The sequence below is a fragment of the Streptomyces sp. BR123 genome (assembly GCF_013401435.1).
Classification (GTDB): Bacteria; Actinomycetota; Actinomycetes; order Streptomycetales; family Streptomycetaceae; genus Streptomyces.
Window position 1 is genome coordinate 1 of record NZ_JACBGN010000170.1, and the last position, 15,519, is coordinate 15,519.

Below are 15,519 nucleotides of genomic sequence, written 5' to 3' on the forward strand. Positions count from 1 at the left end.
GTCTCGGGGGGTGGAAGGGAGGCCGGGCCAGTCGGGGTGGGGGATTACCCTGGCGGCATGACCTCGCTCGATGCCACGACCTCGCCCGTCCTCGCCACCGCACGGCGCGCCCGTACCGCCGCCGCGGTCCTCGCCCCCCTCCCGCGGTCCGCCAAGGACACCGCGCTCCTGGCCATCGCCGACGCGCTGGAGGCCCGTACCGACGAGATCGTCGCCGCCAACGCCGTCGACACCGACAAGGCGCGCGCCGCCGGCACGAGCGAGACGGTCATCGACCGCCTGACCCTCACCCCGGAGCGGGTCCGCGCCATCGCCTCCGACGTGCGCGACGTCGTCGCCCTCCCCGACCCCGTCGGCGAGGTCGTCCGCGGCTCGACCCTCCCCAACGGCATCGACCTGCGCCAGGTCCGCGTCCCGCTCGGCGTCGTCGGCATCATCTACGAGGCCCGCCCCAACGTCACCGTCGACGCCGCGGCCCTCTGCCTGAAGTCCGGCAACGCGGTCCTGCTGCGCGGCAGCTCCTCCGCGTACGCCTCGAACACGGCCCTCGTCGGGATCCTCCGCGACGCCGTCGAGAGCACCGGCATCCCCGCCGACGCGATCCAGCTCGTCCCCGGCGAGTCCCGCGACTCCGTCCGCGAGCTGATGCGCGCCCGCGGCCTCGTCGACGTCCTGATCCCGCGCGGCGGAGCCTCCCTCATCAAGACCGTGGTGGAGGAGTCCACCGTGCCGGTCATCGAGACCGGTACCGGCAACTGCCACGTCTACGTCGACGCGCAGGCCGACCTCGCCACGGCCGTGGACATCCTGATCAACTCCAAGGCCCAGCGGCCCTCCGTCTGCAACGCCGCCGAGACCCTCCTCGTCCACCGCGACATCGCCGACGCGTTTCTGCCGCTCGCCCTCGACGCGCTCGCCGAGGCCGGCGTCACCGTCCACGGCGACGACCGGGTCCTCGAAGCCGCCGGCGACTCCAAGGTGATCGCGATGCGTGCCACCGACGAGGACTGGGAGACCGAGTACCTCTCGTACGACATCGCCGCCGCCGTCGTGGACTCCCTCGACGACGCCGTCGCCCACATCCGCCGCTGGACGTCCGGACACACCGAGGCGATCGTCACCACCTCGCAGGCCGCCGCCCGCCGGTTCACCCAGCTGGTCGACTCGACCACCGTCGCCGTGAATGCATCCACCCGCTTCACGGACGGTGGCCAGTTCGGCTTCGGTGCCGAGATCGGGATCTCCACCCAGAAGCTGCACGCCCGCGGCCCGATGGGCCTTCCCGAGCTCACCTCCACCAAGTACATCGTCACCGGTGACGGTCACGTCCGGTAGTCGAGCGCTGAACTCCGTGTGGCCGGAATTCGGCTGACAGCCTGCCCAAAGCAGCCCCCCGGGTCTACGCTGGTCCCGTGCCGGACGACGTGGGGGGCAAGAACCCGGACAACGGGGAGCCCGACGACGACCGCGGAGGCGCGGACTTCGACTTCGCCTCCGTGGTGCTCGACGAGGACTTCGTCCGGAGGGCCGAAGTCCATGAACCCAGCGCGCTGGAACGCCAACGCGCCGCCGACCACCGGGCCCGCGCCGAGGCCGAGTCCGCCCGCGCCCTGCCCGGCGGCTGGACCTCCGACGAGGACCCGGACGGCTACGGCTACGGCCACGGCCGCTCCGACGGCCACGGCCTCGACGACCCCGCCTGGGAGTACGGCTACGGCAACGGCCACCCCGACGCCCCGTACGGGGCCTACGGCGGCAGCCTCCGTCCCTACCGCGGCCGCTCGCCGTGGCTGCGCCCGGTGGCCTGGGTCCTCGCCGTCGTGATGGGCCTCGGCATGGTCGCCCTCGCCTTCAGCGCCGTCTACCGCAGCGCCTCGGGTGAGCCCGAGCCCGCTCCCGCGCCCGCCAGCACCCCGCTGAAGGAAGTCAGCAGCGTCGGGGCGTTTATGGACCCCGTCGGCCGCCAACCCTGAAGGTACGACCCCACTCCCGTTCGGAGCCGGGGGCTTCTCTGAAGCGGGACCAGCGGGAGAAGCAATGGCCGTGCCAGCAGATCCACCCGACGGCACCCCCGAAGGCATCGGCGGGGGCGACGAGGAATTCCGGCGGGAAGACTACGAGTACGAGTACCGGTCGGTGGTGTTCGACGAGGACTTCGTCCGGGCGGCCCGCCTCCAGGAGTTCTCCGCCGAGGAGCGGGTGGGCGAGCACGCCCGCGCCGTGCGCAGCCGTTCCCTCTGGTCCGGCGGCGGCACAGCCCGCCCCGGGAACGGCACCCCCAGCCGGAGCGCCCGGCAGGGGCTGCTGCTCGTGCTGCTCATCGCCCTGGCCTTCTCCTCGGCCGTCTACCTGGGCCTGCGCAACCCCGCCGCACCCGTGCCCGACACCAGGACGGAGCCGCTGACCAGCACCGTCGTTCCGCTGGCGCCCACCGTCCCGGTGCCCGGTGGGCAGCCCGCCGACCTGTACGCGAACAGCCCGGCGGCCGATTTCCGCGTCGGGGCGGCCGGGATCGCCATGCCCGCCGTGCGCCGCACCCGGCACTTCACCGACGGGCAGGTCGTCACGGCCCTGTCCATCGCCAAGGACTACCTGGTGCAGTCCTCCCTCGACCCGGACGTCCTGGCCGGCACCGCCACCCGGCCGGTGCGCGTCCTGGTCGACCCCGACCAGCTGGACCAGTTCGACCGCAGCATGGCCTCGCCCTCCGGTGACGGGCGGCACGCGGCCACCGGCTGGCTGGTCCGCTTCGACCCCGGCACCGCCGTCGTCGCCGACTCCCGCGTCCGGGTGAGCGGGAACCTCGCCTTCGACGAGGTCTCCCCGGACGAGCTGGAGGTGACCACCGATCACACCTTCGTGTACGCCGTGCGACCGGCCACCGGCGCACCGTCCGCCGCGGACGGGGCCTCGCTGTTCACCGTCCGCCGCGAACTGCGGCTCCGCTTCGACCGGGAGGACCTCGCGAGCCGGCGGGCCGAACTGCTCTCGGCCCACGTCATGGCCGGACCCCAGTCCTGCTCCACCGAGCCCGCCGAAGGCTTCCGCCCGCTCCTGGCCGGAGCCGGGCCGACCACGGTCGGCCCGGCCGCGAGCGACCCGTACGCCAGCGGCCACCCGCGGCGCAGCACCGGCCTCTGCGGCGTGCTGGCCCCGGCCGCGACCCCTGTCAGCCCTGCGGGGTAGCGGGCCCGTCCGGGTCCCCGACGGCGGAGCCGGAAGTCGATCCGGATCCGGTCGCGGAGCCGCCCGCCCCGGTGAACCGGTCGCGCAGCCGCCCGCCCAGGTCCGCCGTCCCGCCGGCGATGTCGCCCACCAGCTTCATCAGCGGATCCTTGCTGGTACGGACAGAATCCGCGTAGTGCGCGGCCGACTGCCGGAAGGAGTCCGTGACCGAGGCGTCCTTGTCCTCCTCCCGCCGCGGGTAGTGACCGTCCATGATCCGCTGGTAGTCCCGGCTCTCCGCCCACTTCTTCAGCTCGGCCGCCCGGACCGTGGTGAAGGGGTGCGTCCGCGGCAGCATGTTGAGGATCTTCAGCACGGAGTCGCGCAGGTCGCCGCTCTGCTCGTACTCCTCGGCCTGGGCGAGGAAGGAGTCCACGTTCATCTCGTGCAGGTGGTTGCCGCCCGCGATCTTCATCAGCCCGCGCATCGAGGCCTGCACGTCCTGGCCGACCAGCAGGCCCGCCCGGTCCGCCGACAGCTCCGACTTGCGGAACCACTCCCGCAGCGCGGTCACGATCGCCGTGATCGCCACGTTGCCCAGCGGGATCCACGCCACCTTCAGCGCCAGGTTCGTCAGGAAGAGCAGCACCGTGCGGTACACGGCGTGGCCCGACAGCGCATGGCCCACCTCGTGGCCCACGACCGCCCGCATCTCCTCCTCGTCCAGCAGCTCCACCAGAGCCGTGGTCACCACGATGATGGGCTCGTCCAGGCCGATGCACATCGCGTTCGGCTTGGGGTCCTGCTGCACGTACATCTGCGGGACCCTGTCCAGGTCCAGGATGTAGCAGGCGTCCCGCAGCATCTCGTACAGGTGCGGGAACTGCGTCTCACCGACGCGCACCGACTCCGACAGGAACAGCAGCCGCAGGCTGCGCTCCGGCAGCAGGCCGCTCATGGCCTTGAACACCGTGTCGAACCCGCTCAGCTTGCGCAGCGCCACCAGTGCGGACCGGTCCGCCGGGTGCTCGTACGCCCGCGAGGAGATCCCGGGGAACCTCCTGCGGTCCCGCGCCGGTGCCTTCTCGAAAACTGTCCCGCTCATGACGCCTCCCCCTTGATCGGCCAGCTCTTCACTGCGTCTATCCTCTCCAACGCCTGAGTCGGCGCGAGCGTGCCCCAGGCCCCCGCATACGATGTGAGCGAAGTCTCCGCCCGCTCCCCGACTCGATAGGTATCTGCCTGATGAGCCTCACGTCCACCGCCCACTCCCTGGTTCTCCTCGCCTCGGAGGGGGCCGAGCAGCACGGCGGCAACCACGACAGCCTGAACCCGTACATCACCGGCGGTGGCGCCCTCGCCATCCTGCTGCTGATGCTCTGGGTGACCACGCGCCTGAACCGCGACCGCTGAACCGCGACCGCTGAACCGCGCTCGCGTGAGCTGCGCTCGCGCACGCGCTCGACTGCGCGAGCCGCACCGCTCCGCCGGGCCAGTAGGCTCTGCGCTCATGGGAGAGCAGGAGATGCCTACCGGCCCGGTCAAGCGCCGGCTCGGCGTGATGGGCGGGACTTTCGACCCGATCCACCACGGACACCTGGTGGCCGCCAGCGAGGTGGCCGCCCTGTTCCACCTCGACGAGGTGGTGTTCGTACCGACCGGCGAGCCGTGGCAGAAGTCGCAGCGGGCCGTGTCCCCCGCCGAGGACCGCTATCTGATGACGGTCATCGCGACGGCCTCGAACCCGCAGTTCTCGGTGAGCCGGATCGACATCGACCGCGGCGGCCCGACGTACACGATCGACACCCTGCGGGACCTCAGCGCGCTCAACCCGGACGCGGACCTTTTCTTCATCACCGGTGCCGACGCCCTCGCGCAGATCCTGACCTGGCGGAACGCCGCCGAACTCTTCTCGCTCGCCCACTTCATCGGGGTCACCCGGCCGGGCCACCTGCTCACCGACGACGGACTGCCCGAAGGCGGGGTCTCCCTCGTCGAGGTGCCCGCGCTGGCCATCTCGTCCACGGACTGCCGCACCCGGGTGGCCCAGGGCGACCCGGTCTGGTATTTGGTGCCCGACGGTGTGGTGCGCTACATCGACAAGCGTGAGCTGTATCGGGGAGCCTGAGCTTCCGGAACGGAAGGGGCCCGCGGTGAACGACCGACAGCAGCCGTACGACCCGTACGCCTCCCAGGAGGACCAGCTCATCGGCTACGACGCGTACGGTCGGCCCGTGTACGGCCGGGCGCCCGCGCACCCCGCCGCACCGCAGGCTCCACAGGCCCCGCAGTACGACGCGTACGGCCGGCCGTACGACTACGGGCACGACCCGGGCGGCCCGTCCTACGACGGCCGGCAGCAGTACCCCGGGCAGCCGCAGCCCGCCCCGCAGAACCAGCCGCCGGCGCCGGGCCAAGGCGCCTACGGCGGCGGCTACCTCGGGTACGGCGGCCACGACGACCACGGTGGCCAGGACGGGTACGGCGGCTACGAGTCCCTTCTGGCCCCGCAGGCCCAGCAGCCGCAGCCGGCCCTCCAGGCGCAGCAGTGGATCCCCCAGCAGGCCGACCGGGAGCCCGCCGCCCCCGGGCGACCCCGGACCCCGCAGGTCCCCGAGCCGCGCCGCGCCGGCGACGGCGACAGCGGTGACGGCGGCGCCGACAGCGACGGCGCCCCCGACTACCGCACCGAGCAGTTCGCCTTCCTCGACCAGCCGGACGAGGATTCCGAGGACGTCATCGACTGGCTCAAGTTCACCGAGAGCCGCACCGAGCGCCGTGAGGAGGCCCGCCGCCGCGGCCGCAACCGGGTGGTCACCCTGATCGTCGTCCTCGCACTGTTCGTCGTCGGCGGGACCGGCTACCTCTGGTACGCGGGCAAGCTGCCCTTCCTGGACGGCCCCGACCGGAAGAAGGACGCCGCGGCCGCCGCCGGACCCCAGAAGCGCGACATGATCGTCGTGCACCTCCACAACACCAAGAAGGGCGGCACCTCCACCGCCCTGCTCGTCGACAACGTGACGACGCAGAAGGGCGCCACCGTCCTGCTGCCCAACACCCTCGGCGTCCCCGAGGACGACGGCACGGCCACTCCGCTCGGCAAGGCCGTCGAGGAGAGCGGCCTCGGCGTGCGCGAGTCCCTCGACTCGGTGCTCGGCACCCGCATCGGCGGCACCTGGCGCCTGGACACCCCGTTCCTGGAGAACCTGGTCGAGCTGGTCGGCGGCATCGAGGTCGACACCGACACCGCGGTCACGGCCGACGACGCCGTCAAGGCCCCGGCCGTCGCCCAGGGCGCGAAACAGCACCTCAGCGGCGCCATGGCCGTCGCGTACGCCACCCACCGCGCGCAGAACGAGCCCGAGGCCAGGCAGCTGGAGCGGCTCGGCAAGGTGCTGTACGGCACCCTCCGCAAGATCCCCGGCGATCCGAAGTCGGCGACGCTGACGGTCGAGAGCATGGGCCAGATCCTCGACCCGTCCCTGAACGCCCAGACCCTCGGCGCCATGCTGTCCAAGCTGGGCGAGCACGCCAAGGAGGGCCCCTCCGGATACCGCACGGACGTGCTCGGCGTGAAGTCCGACGGCACCCTCACCGACGACTCCAACAAGAACGTGGTCAAGGAGGTGCTCGGCGGCAGCTTCACGGCAGCCCAGGCGGGCACCGCCCCGCGCGTCGGCCTGCGGGACGCCACCGGCGACGAGAAGACGCAGACGGCGGCGAAGGTCGCGCTGATCAACGGCGGCTACACGTTCGTCGAGGGCGGCAAGGCCGGTGCGACCCAGTCGGCCACACAGATCACGTACCAGGACGACGCGCAGCGAGCGAAGGCCGTCGAGGTCGCCAAGACGCTGGGGCTGGCGGAGACGGTGGTCAAGAAGGGCGAGAACGCGGTGAACGCCGACGTCGTGGTGACCCTGGGCAAGGACTACAAGCCGTCCTGACCGCTCCCCGCCGGCCCTCCCGGCCGGAGCCCCGTGGTGCCGCCGCCCGCGCCGGGCGTTGGCGCGGGCGGCGTCGGCGGTACATGAGACCCTTGTAGGGATCTGCCCGCCAACCCGAAAGCATGGCCAGTGACCGCCACGGACCGCTCCATCGAGCTCATCACCACCGCCGCCCAGGCGGCGGCCGACCGGCTCGCGCACGACATCATCGCGTACGACGTCAGCGACGTGCTGTCGATCACCGACGCCTTCCTGCTCGCCTCGGCGCCCAACGACCGCCAGGTCAAGTCCATCGTCGACGAGATCGAGGAGCGCCTGCTCAAGGAGCTCGGCACCAAGCCGGTGCGCCGCGAGGGCGACCGCGACGCCCGCTGGATCCTGCTCGACTACGTCGACATCGTCGTCCACGTCCAGCACAGCGAGGAGCGGGTCTTCTACGCGCTGGAGCGCCTGTGGAAGGACTGCCCCGAGATCGAGCTGCCCGAGGACGCCAAGCTCACCAAGGGCAAGGCGGAGGAGTACGCGAAGCTGCGCGAGGCACAGGGCGACGACCTGGACGGTGATCTGTTCTGAGCACGAGCCCCGACACGAGGACGAGCGCCCGCAAGGGCGAGGGGGCGGCCCGGGCCGCCCGTACCGGCCGGAAGATCGTCCTGTGGCGGCACGGCCAGACCTCGTGGAACCTGGAGCGCCGTTTCCAGGGCTCCACGGACATCCCGCTGACCGAGACCGGTGTGGCGCAGGCGCGCCGCGCCGCCCGGCTGCTGGCCTCTCTGCAGCCGGACGCCATCGTGGCGTCCGACCTCCAGCGCGCCTCCGCCACGGCCGCCGAGCTGTCCGCCGTCACCGGCCTGCCCGTGGCGCGCACCGCCGCGCTGCGCGAGACGTACGCCGGCGAGTGGCAGGGCCTCACGCACGACGAGATCCTGGAGAAGCACGGCGAGCAGTACGCGGCGTGGAAGCGCGGCGAGCCCGTCCGCCGCGGCGGCGGCGAGCTGGAGACGGAGGTCGCCGACCGGGCCGCCCCCGTCGTGCTGGAGCACGCCGGGCAGCTGCCGCAGGGCGGCACGCTCGTCGTGGTCAGCCACGGCGGCACGATCCGTACGACCATCGGCCGGCTGCTCGGGCTGGCCGCGCACGACTGGGAGAGCCTGGGCGGGCTCTCCAACTGCTGCTGGTCCGTCCTCGGCGAGGGCGCCCGCGGCTGGCGCCTGCTGGAGCACAACGCCGGCACGCTGCCGGAACCGGTGCTCGGCGACGACGACTGAGCTGCTGGCGGGCCCGTCCGGAGGCCCCCGGGACCCGGATTTCACTTTCCGGCCGGTCACAGGCTAGAGTTCTTCTTGTTCGCAGCGCAGAACACCGGAAACGGGGCAGCGAGGCGGAGAGCGGGGCTATAGCTCAGTTGGTAGAGCGCTTGCATGGCATGCAAGAGGTCAGGAGTTCAATTCTCCTTAGCTCCACAATCAGGATCCCGTCCCCAACAGGGGGCGGGATCTTTGGTGTTTGATCCCCGTGCGCTTGCTGACCTGCCGCGCACCCGCGTGGCAGAATCGGACGGCCGGCGGGGGAGTCGACGGCCCGACGCGGGAGGGAGTCGCTGACGGATGGGTGCACACCGGCGGCGGTGCGACTGGTGCAACAACGGCACGCCGATCGTGCGGGACATGGACCCGGTCAACCCCGACTACCAGTACTGGTGCGAGGAATGCGCACGGGCGCTGATCATCAAGGGCGACCCGATCGAGACGTACCGGGAGCTGGAGGGCGAGCCGATCTACGGACGCCTCCTCGACGAGCACTGCACGCTCAAGCGGTTCTACCAGTTCGCCCGCGCCTGACAGGGCAAAACGGGCAAACCGACCTCACCGGAAACCGATTTTGGGACTTGGGTCAGGGCCGTGTAATGTTCTCGATGTCGCCAGGGGGAACCGGCGAGGGAAACCGAGAAGGGGCCCGGCGGCAGAGAGAAGCAAGGGGCTATAGCTCAGTTGGTAGAGCGCTTGCATGGCATGCAAGAGGTCAGGAGTTCAATTCTCCTTAGCTCCACAGTGAAGAAGCGGGCCATCCGGATCGGGTGGCCCGCTTCTCGTTGTGCGGAACGATCGAGCGGCTGCCTGGACCGCTGCGGTACCCTGGCGCCATGCGTGCCGTACGCCTTCTGCTTACCGAGCCGCGCTGATCAGTACCGACCCCTCGAGACGGTCGGCATCGGCGCGGCGTCCCCTCCTGTGCGAGGGGCTTTTTCGTTTGAGCGAGCAGATTCGTTTGAGTGAGCAGAGCCGGCAGAGACGATCGATGGAGCTTCCGAAAACATGAGCGAGACGAACACCCCGGCCCCCGAGGCGGCCGAGGCGCACCGTTACACGGCTGCCATGGCCGCCGACATCGAGGCACGCTGGCAGGACGTATGGGACGCGCAGGGCACCTACGAGGCCCCGAACCCGACGGGCGACCTGGCCGGTGACCCGGCGGTCGTCGCGCGCCCCAAGAAGTTCATCATGGACATGTTCCCGTACCCGTCCGGTGCGGGCCTGCACGTCGGCCACCCGCTGGGGTACATCGCCACCGACGTCTTCGCCCGCCACCAGCGGATGACCGGCCACAACGTCCTGCACACCCTGGGATTCGACGCCTTCGGCCTGCCCGCCGAGCAGTACGCGGTGCAGACCGGCACGCACCCGCGCGTGTCCACCGAGGCGAACATCGAGAACATGAAGGCGCAGCTGCGCCGGCTGGGCCTGGGCCACGACAAGCGCCGGTCCTTCGCGACGATCGACCCCGACTACTACAAGTGGACCCAGTGGATCTTCCTGCAGGTCTACAACTCCTGGTACGACACCGACGCGCAGAAGGCCCGTCCGATCGCCGAGCTGGTCGCCTCCTTCGAGGACGGCTCCCGTGAGGTCCCCGGCGGCCGCGCCTGGGCCGACCTGACCGCCGTCGAGCGGGCCGGCGTGCTGGACGGGTACCGCCTGGCGTACCCCTCGGACGCGCCCGTGAACTGGTGTCCCGGTCTGGGCACCGTCCTGGCCAACGAGGAGGTCACCGCGGACGGCCGCTCCGAGCGCGGCAACTTCCCGGTCTTCAAGGCCCGGCTGAGCCAGTGGAACATGCGGATCACCGCGTACGCCGACCGGCTGCTGGACGACCTGGACGCGCTGGACTGGCCGGAGGCCATCAAGCTGCAGCAGCGGAACTGGATCGGCCGCAGCGAGGGCGCCCGCGTCGACTTCGCCGTGGGCGGCGACGCCATCACCGTCTTCACCACCCGCCCCGACACCCTGTTCGGCGCCACCTACATGGTGCTGGCGCCCGAGCACCCGCTGGTCGAGAAGATCATCCCGGCCGAATGGCCCGAGGGCACCCACCAGGTGTGGACCGGCGGCTCCGCCACCCCCGGCGAGGCCGTGGACGCGTACCGCAAGCAGGCCGCCGCCAAGTCCGACGTCGAGCGACAGGCAGAGGCCAAGGACAAGACGGGTGTCTTCACCGGCGCGTACGCCACCAACCCGGTCAGCGGCAACCAGGTCCCCGTCTTCATCGCCGACTACGTGCTGATGGGCTACGGCACCGGCGCGATCATGGCCGTCCCGGCGCACGACTCCCGCGACTTCGCCTTCGCGCAGGCCTTCGAACTGCCGGTCCGCTGCGTCGTGGAGCCCTCGGACGACCGCGACGCCGACCCGGCGGAATGGGACGACGCCTTCACCTCGTACGACGGCACCATCGTCAACTCGACGGGCGAGGGCATCTCCCTGGACGGCCTGACCGTCGTGGATGCCAAGGCCGCCGTCACCGCCTGGCTGACCGAGCAGGGCATCGGCGAAGGCACCGTCAACTTCCGCCTGCGCGACTGGCTGTTCAGCCGCCAGCGCTACTGGGGCGAGCCCTTCCCGATCGTCTACGACGAGGACGGCGTGGCGCACGCCCTGCCCGAGTCGATGCTGCCGCTGGAACTGCCCGAGGTCGAGGACTACTCGCCGCGCACCTTCGAGCCCGACGACGCCACGTCCAAGCCGGAGACCCCGCTGTCCCGCAACGAGGCCTGGGTCAACGTCGAGCTGGACCTGGGCGACGGGCGCGGTGTCCGCCCGTACCGCCGCGAGACCAACACCATGCCCAACTGGGCCGGTTCCTGCTGGTACGAGCTGCGCTACCTGGACCCGCACAACGACTCGGCCCTGGTCGACCCGGAGATCGAGCAGTACTGGATGGGCCCGCGCGACAGCGCGCCGCACGGCGGCGTCGACCTGTACGTCGGCGGCGCCGAGCACGCGGTGCTGCACCTGCTGTACGCACGCTTCTGGTCGAAGGTGCTGTTCGACCTGGGCCACGTCTCCTCGGCGGAGCCGTTCCACAAGCTGTTCAACCAGGGCATGATCCAGGCGTACGCGTACACCGACGAGCGCGGCATGTACGTCCCGGCCGCCGAGGTCGAGGAGCGGGACGGGGCCTACTTCCACGAGGGCAAGCAGGTCAAGCGCGAGCACGGCAAGATGGGCAAGTCCCTGAAGAACGCCGTCACGCCGGACGAGATCTGCGAGGAGTACGGCGCCGACACGCTGCGCCTGTACGAGATGGCGATGGGCCCGCTGGACGTCTCCCGTCCGTGGGACACCCGCGCCGTCGTCGGCCAGTTCCGGCTGCTGCAGCGCCTGTGGCGCAACATCGTGGACGAGGAGACCGGGCAGGTCACCGTCGTCGACGGGGAGCCCGGCGAGGACACCCTGCGCGCGCTGCACAAGGCGATCGACGGGGCCGGAGCGGACATGGCGGGCCTGCGCTTCAACACCGCCATCGCGAAGATCACCGAGCTGAACAACTTCCTGACCAAGGCGGGCCGCCCGCTGGAGCGCTCGGTGGCCGAGCGCCTGGTCCTGCTGGTCGCGCCGCTGGCCCCGCACATCGCGGAGGAGCTGTGGAGCCGCCTGGGCCACACCGCGTCCGTCGTGCACCAGGACTTCCCGGTGGCCGACCCGGCGTACGTGGTGGACGAGACCGTGACCTGCGTCGTGCAGGTCAAGGGCAAGGTCAAGGCGCGCCTGGAGGTGCCGCCGACGATCTCCGAGGGCGACCTGGAGCAGCTGGCGCTGGGCGACGCGGCCGTGGTGGCGGCGCTGGGCGGGGCCGAGATCCGCAAGGTGATCGTGCGCGCGCCCAAGCTGGTGAACATCGTCATCTGATGGCCGACCTGGTCTGATGGCCGACCTGGTCTGACGGCCGACCTGGTCTGACGTCCGACGTCTGGCGTCTGACGTCGGGGTATTCCCGTACGGGCAGGTTGGGGGTTCGAATGGAACCCCTGGCCTGTCCGTGGCGTTTACGGTGGAGGGGACGGAAACGGCAGGGGAAGGGGCCCTCATGGACGCGGGCGCGTTGATCATCATGTTTGCCTTGGTGATGCTGTTCGCCTTCCTGGGGCTCGGTGCGTGGGCCACGGTGAAGGCGGTCGGTGCGGCGAAGCGCGGTGTTGACCGCACCATCACGCAGGCCAGAAGGACCGTGGAGGACACCGCTCTGAAGGCGAAGAGCCTCGGCCAGGTCGGGGTCGGCGGGGCACTTGCCCAGCTGCGCCTGGACCTGCGGTCGTCCATGCGGACCACGCAGGACGCGCTGACTGAGGGCGCCCGGACGGATGCCTCGCTGAAGGAGTCGCTCGCCCTGTTCGAGCGGCTGAGCGCGCACGGGCACGAGCTGGACGACGAGCTGAAGCGGCTGGAGCAGGAGCCGGACCGGGCCCGGGTCGCCCAGGCCCTGCCCGGTCTCCGGGAGCGGGCGGCGAAGATCACGCAGGCCGCGGACTCGCTGCGGTGGGCCGCGCGCGAGCGGGCGCGCCGGTTCGCGGACGACGAACTGTCGACGCTGTCGGAGCAGATCGGGGTCGAGTCGGACGCGCTGCGGGACTGGGCCTCCCGCAGGGACACGCTGGACGACCTCGCGGCGGCCGCGGCCGCGTGGGACGCGGCTGCCGGCTCGGGTACCGCCCCGGGCCCGGAGGCCGCAACGGCTCAGGACGCCCAGGGGCGGCAGGGTTCATCCCCCGCTCCGGCGCTGAACCCGGCCGCGCCGACACAGAAGTACCCGTGGCAGAAGAACCCCCGCCCCGAGACGACGACCTGAGACGGCGGGCCGGCTCCGGCCGGGCCTGAGCCGGCCGGGCCTGAGAAGCCGGGCCGAGGCAGCGGGTGGTGGGCCCGGCCGGCGGGGCCGACGCGGGGGCGGGCCGCTCCGACGGCCGCGGCGGGAGGGGTCGGGCTGCCGTTGCAGCCCCTCTGGCGGTAACCTCCGCCTCATGTCCCGCCATGTCGCGATCGTCACCGATTCCACGGCCTACCTGCCCCCACAGGCCATGGCGCGGCACGGAATCACCTCCGTCCCGCTGACCGTGGTCGTCGGCGGCGAGGCCCTCGAAGAGGGCACCGAAATCTCGGCGCGCAGCCTGGCCCTGGCCCTGCAGAAGCGCCGCTCGGTCACCACCTCCCGCCCGAGCCCGGAAGAGTTCGTACGGGCCTACCGGGCGGCCGCGGAGGCCGGGGCGACGGGCATCGTCAGCCTGCACCTGTCCGCGGACTTCTCCGGCACCTACGACGCGGCCGTGCTCGCCGCCAAGACCGCCCCCGTTCCGGTACGGGTGGTCGACACGGGCATGGTCGCGATGGCCCTCGGATTCTGCGCCCTGGCAGCCGCCGAGACCGCCGAGACCGGCGGCTCCGTCGACGAGGCCGTGGCCGCCGCGGAGAAGCGGGCCGCGGACATGTCGGCGTACTTCTACGTCGACACCCTCGACTACCTCCGCAGGGGCGGGCGCATCGGGGCCGCCCAGGCCCTCCTCGGCTCGGCCCTCGCGGTGAAGCCGCTGCTCACCCTGGACGGCGGACGCATCGAGATGCTGGAGAAGGTGCGGACGGCCTCCAAGGCCATCGCCAGGCTGGAGGAACTGGCCGTCGAGCGGGCCGGGACGGCCGAGGTCGACGTGGCCGTGCACCACCTCGCGGCGCCCGAGCGGGCGGAGAAGCTCGCGGAGCGGCTGCGGGAGCGCATCCCGGGCCTGGTCGAAATGCACGTCAGCGAGGTCGGCGCGGTGATCGGCGCACACACGGGCCCGGGGCTGCTGGCGGCGGTCGTCTCGCCCCGCTGACCACCGGAAAGGGTAGCGCCGTTTTCCACAAGCACGCGGAAATCCACCGGAACTGAGTGTTCCGAACGGCGGTCGGGATTCGTCCCTACCGTCGTGGCATGACTCTTCACACGCGCAGTTCGCACCGCTCCGAAGCCACCGCGGGACCGGGCCGTTCCCCTCTCTCCGACAGCCGTCCGAGGCCCCGCCGAGGTCGCGCCGGGGCCCGATTCCGCAGGCGGCCGGCTGCGCCTGGCGATGCCGCCGCCGCGGCTGTGGTGCGCCGCCGGGCGGAAGCCCTCCTCGGTGGCGGCGGTGGTGCCGTGCCACAGGGGCCGGAGCCGTCGGCCCCGCCGCCGCTGCCGCCGCCGCTGCCGGTGTCGTCGTCGGCGCCGTTGACCACGATGCAGGCGCCCCCGTCGGCAGTGGCTTCGGAGTCCCGGGCCTCGGATCCCGAGCCGTCGGCACCGACGCCGTCGGCCGTCCCGGGCGAGGCGGCTCCGCGGCCTCCTCGGGGCTCGGGGTGGCTCGCCGCACGGGAGCGGCTGCCGCTGTGGGTGCAGGCCCGGCTGGAGGTCCGGCCGCGTGCCGTGGGCGCCGTCGCCGTGGTGCTGGCGGTCGCCGTCGGGTTCGGGGTCCAGCAGTACTGGTCGGCCCGGCCGCAGCCGGTGACCGCGCCCCCGGCCGTCGTCCCCGCCACGGCACCCGCCCCGACGCCGGGCCCGGCCCCCGGGCCGGCCGGCAGCGACGCGAGCGGCTCCCGCATCGTGGTGGACGTCAGCGGCAAGGTACGCGACCCCGGAGTGAGGCGGCTGCCCGCCGGCTCGCGGGTGGAGGACGCGCTCGCCGCCGCCGGGGGAGCCACCCCGGGGACGGACACCACCGGGCTCAACCGGGCGCGGGTGCTGGTCGACGGCGAGCAGGTGGTCGTCGGCGGCCCGGCACCGCCCGTCGCGGGGCCCGGCGGGCCGGCCGCCGGACCGCTGAGCCTCGGTACGGCCACGGTGGAGCAACTGGACGCACTGCCCGGGGTCGGGCCGGTGCTGGCGCAGCACATCGTCGACTTCCGCACGGCCCGCGGCGGCTTCCGGGCGGTGGAGGAGCTCCGCCAGGTCAACGGCATCGGCGAGCGCCGCTTCGCCGACCTGCGCAAGCTGGTGCGGCCGTGAAGCGGGCGGAGGGCAGGGAGCCCGCGGACCTGCGGCTGGTCGTGCCCGCCCTGGCCGCCTGGGCGGCGGCCGCCGTCGCCCTCGGCGTGCCGGCCGGGTGGGGCGCCGGCGGGGCGGGGCT

The 15,519-nt window shown here is 72.2% G+C and carries 14 protein-coding genes and 2 tRNA genes; 15 read left to right on the forward strand and 1 reads right to left on the reverse strand.

What is annotated here, in order from left to right; all coding sequences use genetic code 11:
- Window positions 1-57: 57 nt before the first annotated feature.
- The 3 genes from HYE82_RS23535 to HYE82_RS23545 all read left to right on the forward strand — a co-directional run bounded on the left by HYE82_RS23535 (window position 58) and on the right by HYE82_RS23545 (window position 3,186).
- Window positions 58-1,335 (forward strand): glutamate-5-semialdehyde dehydrogenase, encoded by a 1,278-nt coding sequence (locus HYE82_RS23535; protein WP_179176135.1) that lies wholly within the window; start codon window positions 58-60, stop codon window positions 1,333-1,335.
- Window positions 1,336-1,412: 77 nt separating this feature from the next.
- Entirely contained in the window at window positions 1,413-1,973 is a 561-nt protein-coding gene (locus HYE82_RS23540) for a hypothetical protein (RefSeq protein ID WP_309144425.1), read from the forward strand.
- A 64-nt stretch (window positions 1,974-2,037) separates the two neighbouring features.
- On the forward strand, window positions 2,038-3,186 hold the full coding sequence (locus HYE82_RS23545) for a hypothetical protein (RefSeq protein WP_179176136.1): 1,149 nt from the start codon (window positions 2,038-2,040) through the stop codon (window positions 3,184-3,186).
- Here HYE82_RS23545 and HYE82_RS23550 read toward each other — a convergent pair.
- Window positions 3,170-4,270 carry a M48 family metallopeptidase gene (locus tag HYE82_RS23550; protein WP_179176137.1) on the reverse strand — a complete coding sequence of 367 codons (1,101 nt, stop codon included), beginning with the start codon at window positions 4,268-4,270 and terminating at the stop codon, window positions 3,170-3,172. The two genes, HYE82_RS23545 and HYE82_RS23550, sit on opposite strands and share 17 nt — an antisense overlap.
- A 140-nt stretch (window positions 4,271-4,410) precedes the next feature.
- Here HYE82_RS23550 and HYE82_RS23555 point away from each other — a divergent pair, with 140 nt between their 5' ends.
- The 12 genes from HYE82_RS23555 to HYE82_RS23610 all read left to right on the forward strand — a co-directional run bounded on the left by HYE82_RS23555 (window position 4,411) and on the right by HYE82_RS23610 (window position 15,398).
- The gene (locus HYE82_RS23555) at window positions 4,411-4,578 is read left to right on the forward strand and encodes a hypothetical protein (RefSeq protein ID WP_179176138.1); all 168 of its coding nucleotides are present in this window, start codon (window positions 4,411-4,413) and stop codon (window positions 4,576-4,578) included.
- A 97-nt stretch (window positions 4,579-4,675) separates the two neighbouring features.
- Window positions 4,676-5,293: a nicotinate-nucleotide adenylyltransferase gene (gene nadD, locus HYE82_RS23560; protein ID WP_179176139.1), complete on the forward strand. Its 618-nt coding sequence runs from the start codon at window positions 4,676-4,678 to the stop codon at window positions 5,291-5,293.
- A 25-nt stretch (window positions 5,294-5,318) separates the two neighbouring features.
- On the forward strand, window positions 5,319-7,109 hold the full coding sequence (locus HYE82_RS23565; RefSeq protein WP_179176140.1) for an LCP family protein: 1,791 nt from the start codon (window positions 5,319-5,321) through the stop codon (window positions 7,107-7,109).
- Window positions 7,110-7,238: 129 nt separating this feature from the next.
- Window positions 7,239-7,682 carry a ribosome silencing factor gene (rsfS, locus tag HYE82_RS23570; protein WP_179176141.1) on the forward strand — a complete coding sequence of 148 codons (444 nt, stop codon included), beginning with the start codon at window positions 7,239-7,241 and terminating at the stop codon, window positions 7,680-7,682.
- 74 nt (window positions 7,683-7,756) lie between these two features.
- Window positions 7,757-8,377, forward strand: a complete 621-nt coding sequence (locus HYE82_RS23575; RefSeq protein WP_309144427.1) for a histidine phosphatase family protein — start codon at window positions 7,757-7,759, stop codon at window positions 8,375-8,377.
- A gap of 122 nt (window positions 8,378-8,499) precedes the next feature.
- Window positions 8,500-8,572 (forward strand) — tRNA-Ala (locus HYE82_RS23580).
- A 144-nt stretch (window positions 8,573-8,716) separates the two neighbouring features.
- Window positions 8,717-8,950 (forward strand): hypothetical protein, encoded by a 234-nt coding sequence (locus tag HYE82_RS23585; protein ID WP_008738908.1) that lies wholly within the window; start codon window positions 8,717-8,719, stop codon window positions 8,948-8,950.
- A 135-nt stretch (window positions 8,951-9,085) separates the two neighbouring features.
- Window positions 9,086-9,158, forward strand: a tRNA-Ala gene (locus tag HYE82_RS23590).
- 266 nt (window positions 9,159-9,424) lie between these two features.
- Entirely contained in the window at window positions 9,425-12,295 is a 2,871-nt protein-coding gene (leuS, locus tag HYE82_RS23595; protein WP_179176142.1) for a leucine--tRNA ligase, read from the forward strand.
- Between the two features lie 178 nt (window positions 12,296-12,473).
- Window positions 12,474-13,232 (forward strand): hypothetical protein, encoded by a 759-nt coding sequence (locus HYE82_RS23600; RefSeq protein ID WP_179176143.1) that lies wholly within the window; start codon window positions 12,474-12,476, stop codon window positions 13,230-13,232.
- A gap of 172 nt (window positions 13,233-13,404) precedes the next feature.
- Window positions 13,405-14,250: a DegV family protein gene (locus tag HYE82_RS23605; RefSeq protein WP_179176144.1), complete on the forward strand. Its 846-nt coding sequence runs from the start codon at window positions 13,405-13,407 to the stop codon at window positions 14,248-14,250.
- Window positions 14,251-14,654: 404 nt separating this feature from the next.
- Window positions 14,655-15,398 (forward strand): ComEA family DNA-binding protein, encoded by a 744-nt coding sequence (locus HYE82_RS23610; RefSeq protein WP_309144426.1) that lies wholly within the window; start codon window positions 14,655-14,657, stop codon window positions 15,396-15,398.
- Window positions 15,399-15,519: the final 121 nt, after the last annotated feature.

Bases quoted from the DNA above. Each gene is read 5' to 3' on its own strand.
- HYE82_RS23535 (WP_179176135.1), top strand. From the start codon at position 58: ATGACCTCGCTCGATGCCACGACCTCGCCCGTCCTCGCCACCGCACGG.
- HYE82_RS23545 (WP_179176136.1), top strand. From the start codon at position 2,038: ATGGCCGTGCCAGCAGATCCACCCGACGGCACCCCCGAAGGCATCGGC.
- HYE82_RS23550 (WP_179176137.1), bottom strand. From the start codon at position 4,270: ATGAGCGGGACAGTTTTCGAGAAGGCACCGGCGCGGGACCGCAGGAGG.
- HYE82_RS23555 (WP_179176138.1), top strand. From the start codon at position 4,411: ATGAGCCTCACGTCCACCGCCCACTCCCTGGTTCTCCTCGCCTCGGAG.
- nadD (WP_179176139.1), top strand. From the start codon at position 4,676: ATGGGAGAGCAGGAGATGCCTACCGGCCCGGTCAAGCGCCGGCTCGGC.
- HYE82_RS23585 (WP_008738908.1), top strand. From the start codon at position 8,717: ATGGGTGCACACCGGCGGCGGTGCGACTGGTGCAACAACGGCACGCCG.
- leuS (WP_179176142.1), top strand. From the start codon at position 9,425: ATGAGCGAGACGAACACCCCGGCCCCCGAGGCGGCCGAGGCGCACCGT.
- HYE82_RS23600 (WP_179176143.1), top strand. From the start codon at position 12,474: ATGGACGCGGGCGCGTTGATCATCATGTTTGCCTTGGTGATGCTGTTC.
- HYE82_RS23605 (WP_179176144.1), top strand. From the start codon at position 13,405: ATGTCCCGCCATGTCGCGATCGTCACCGATTCCACGGCCTACCTGCCC.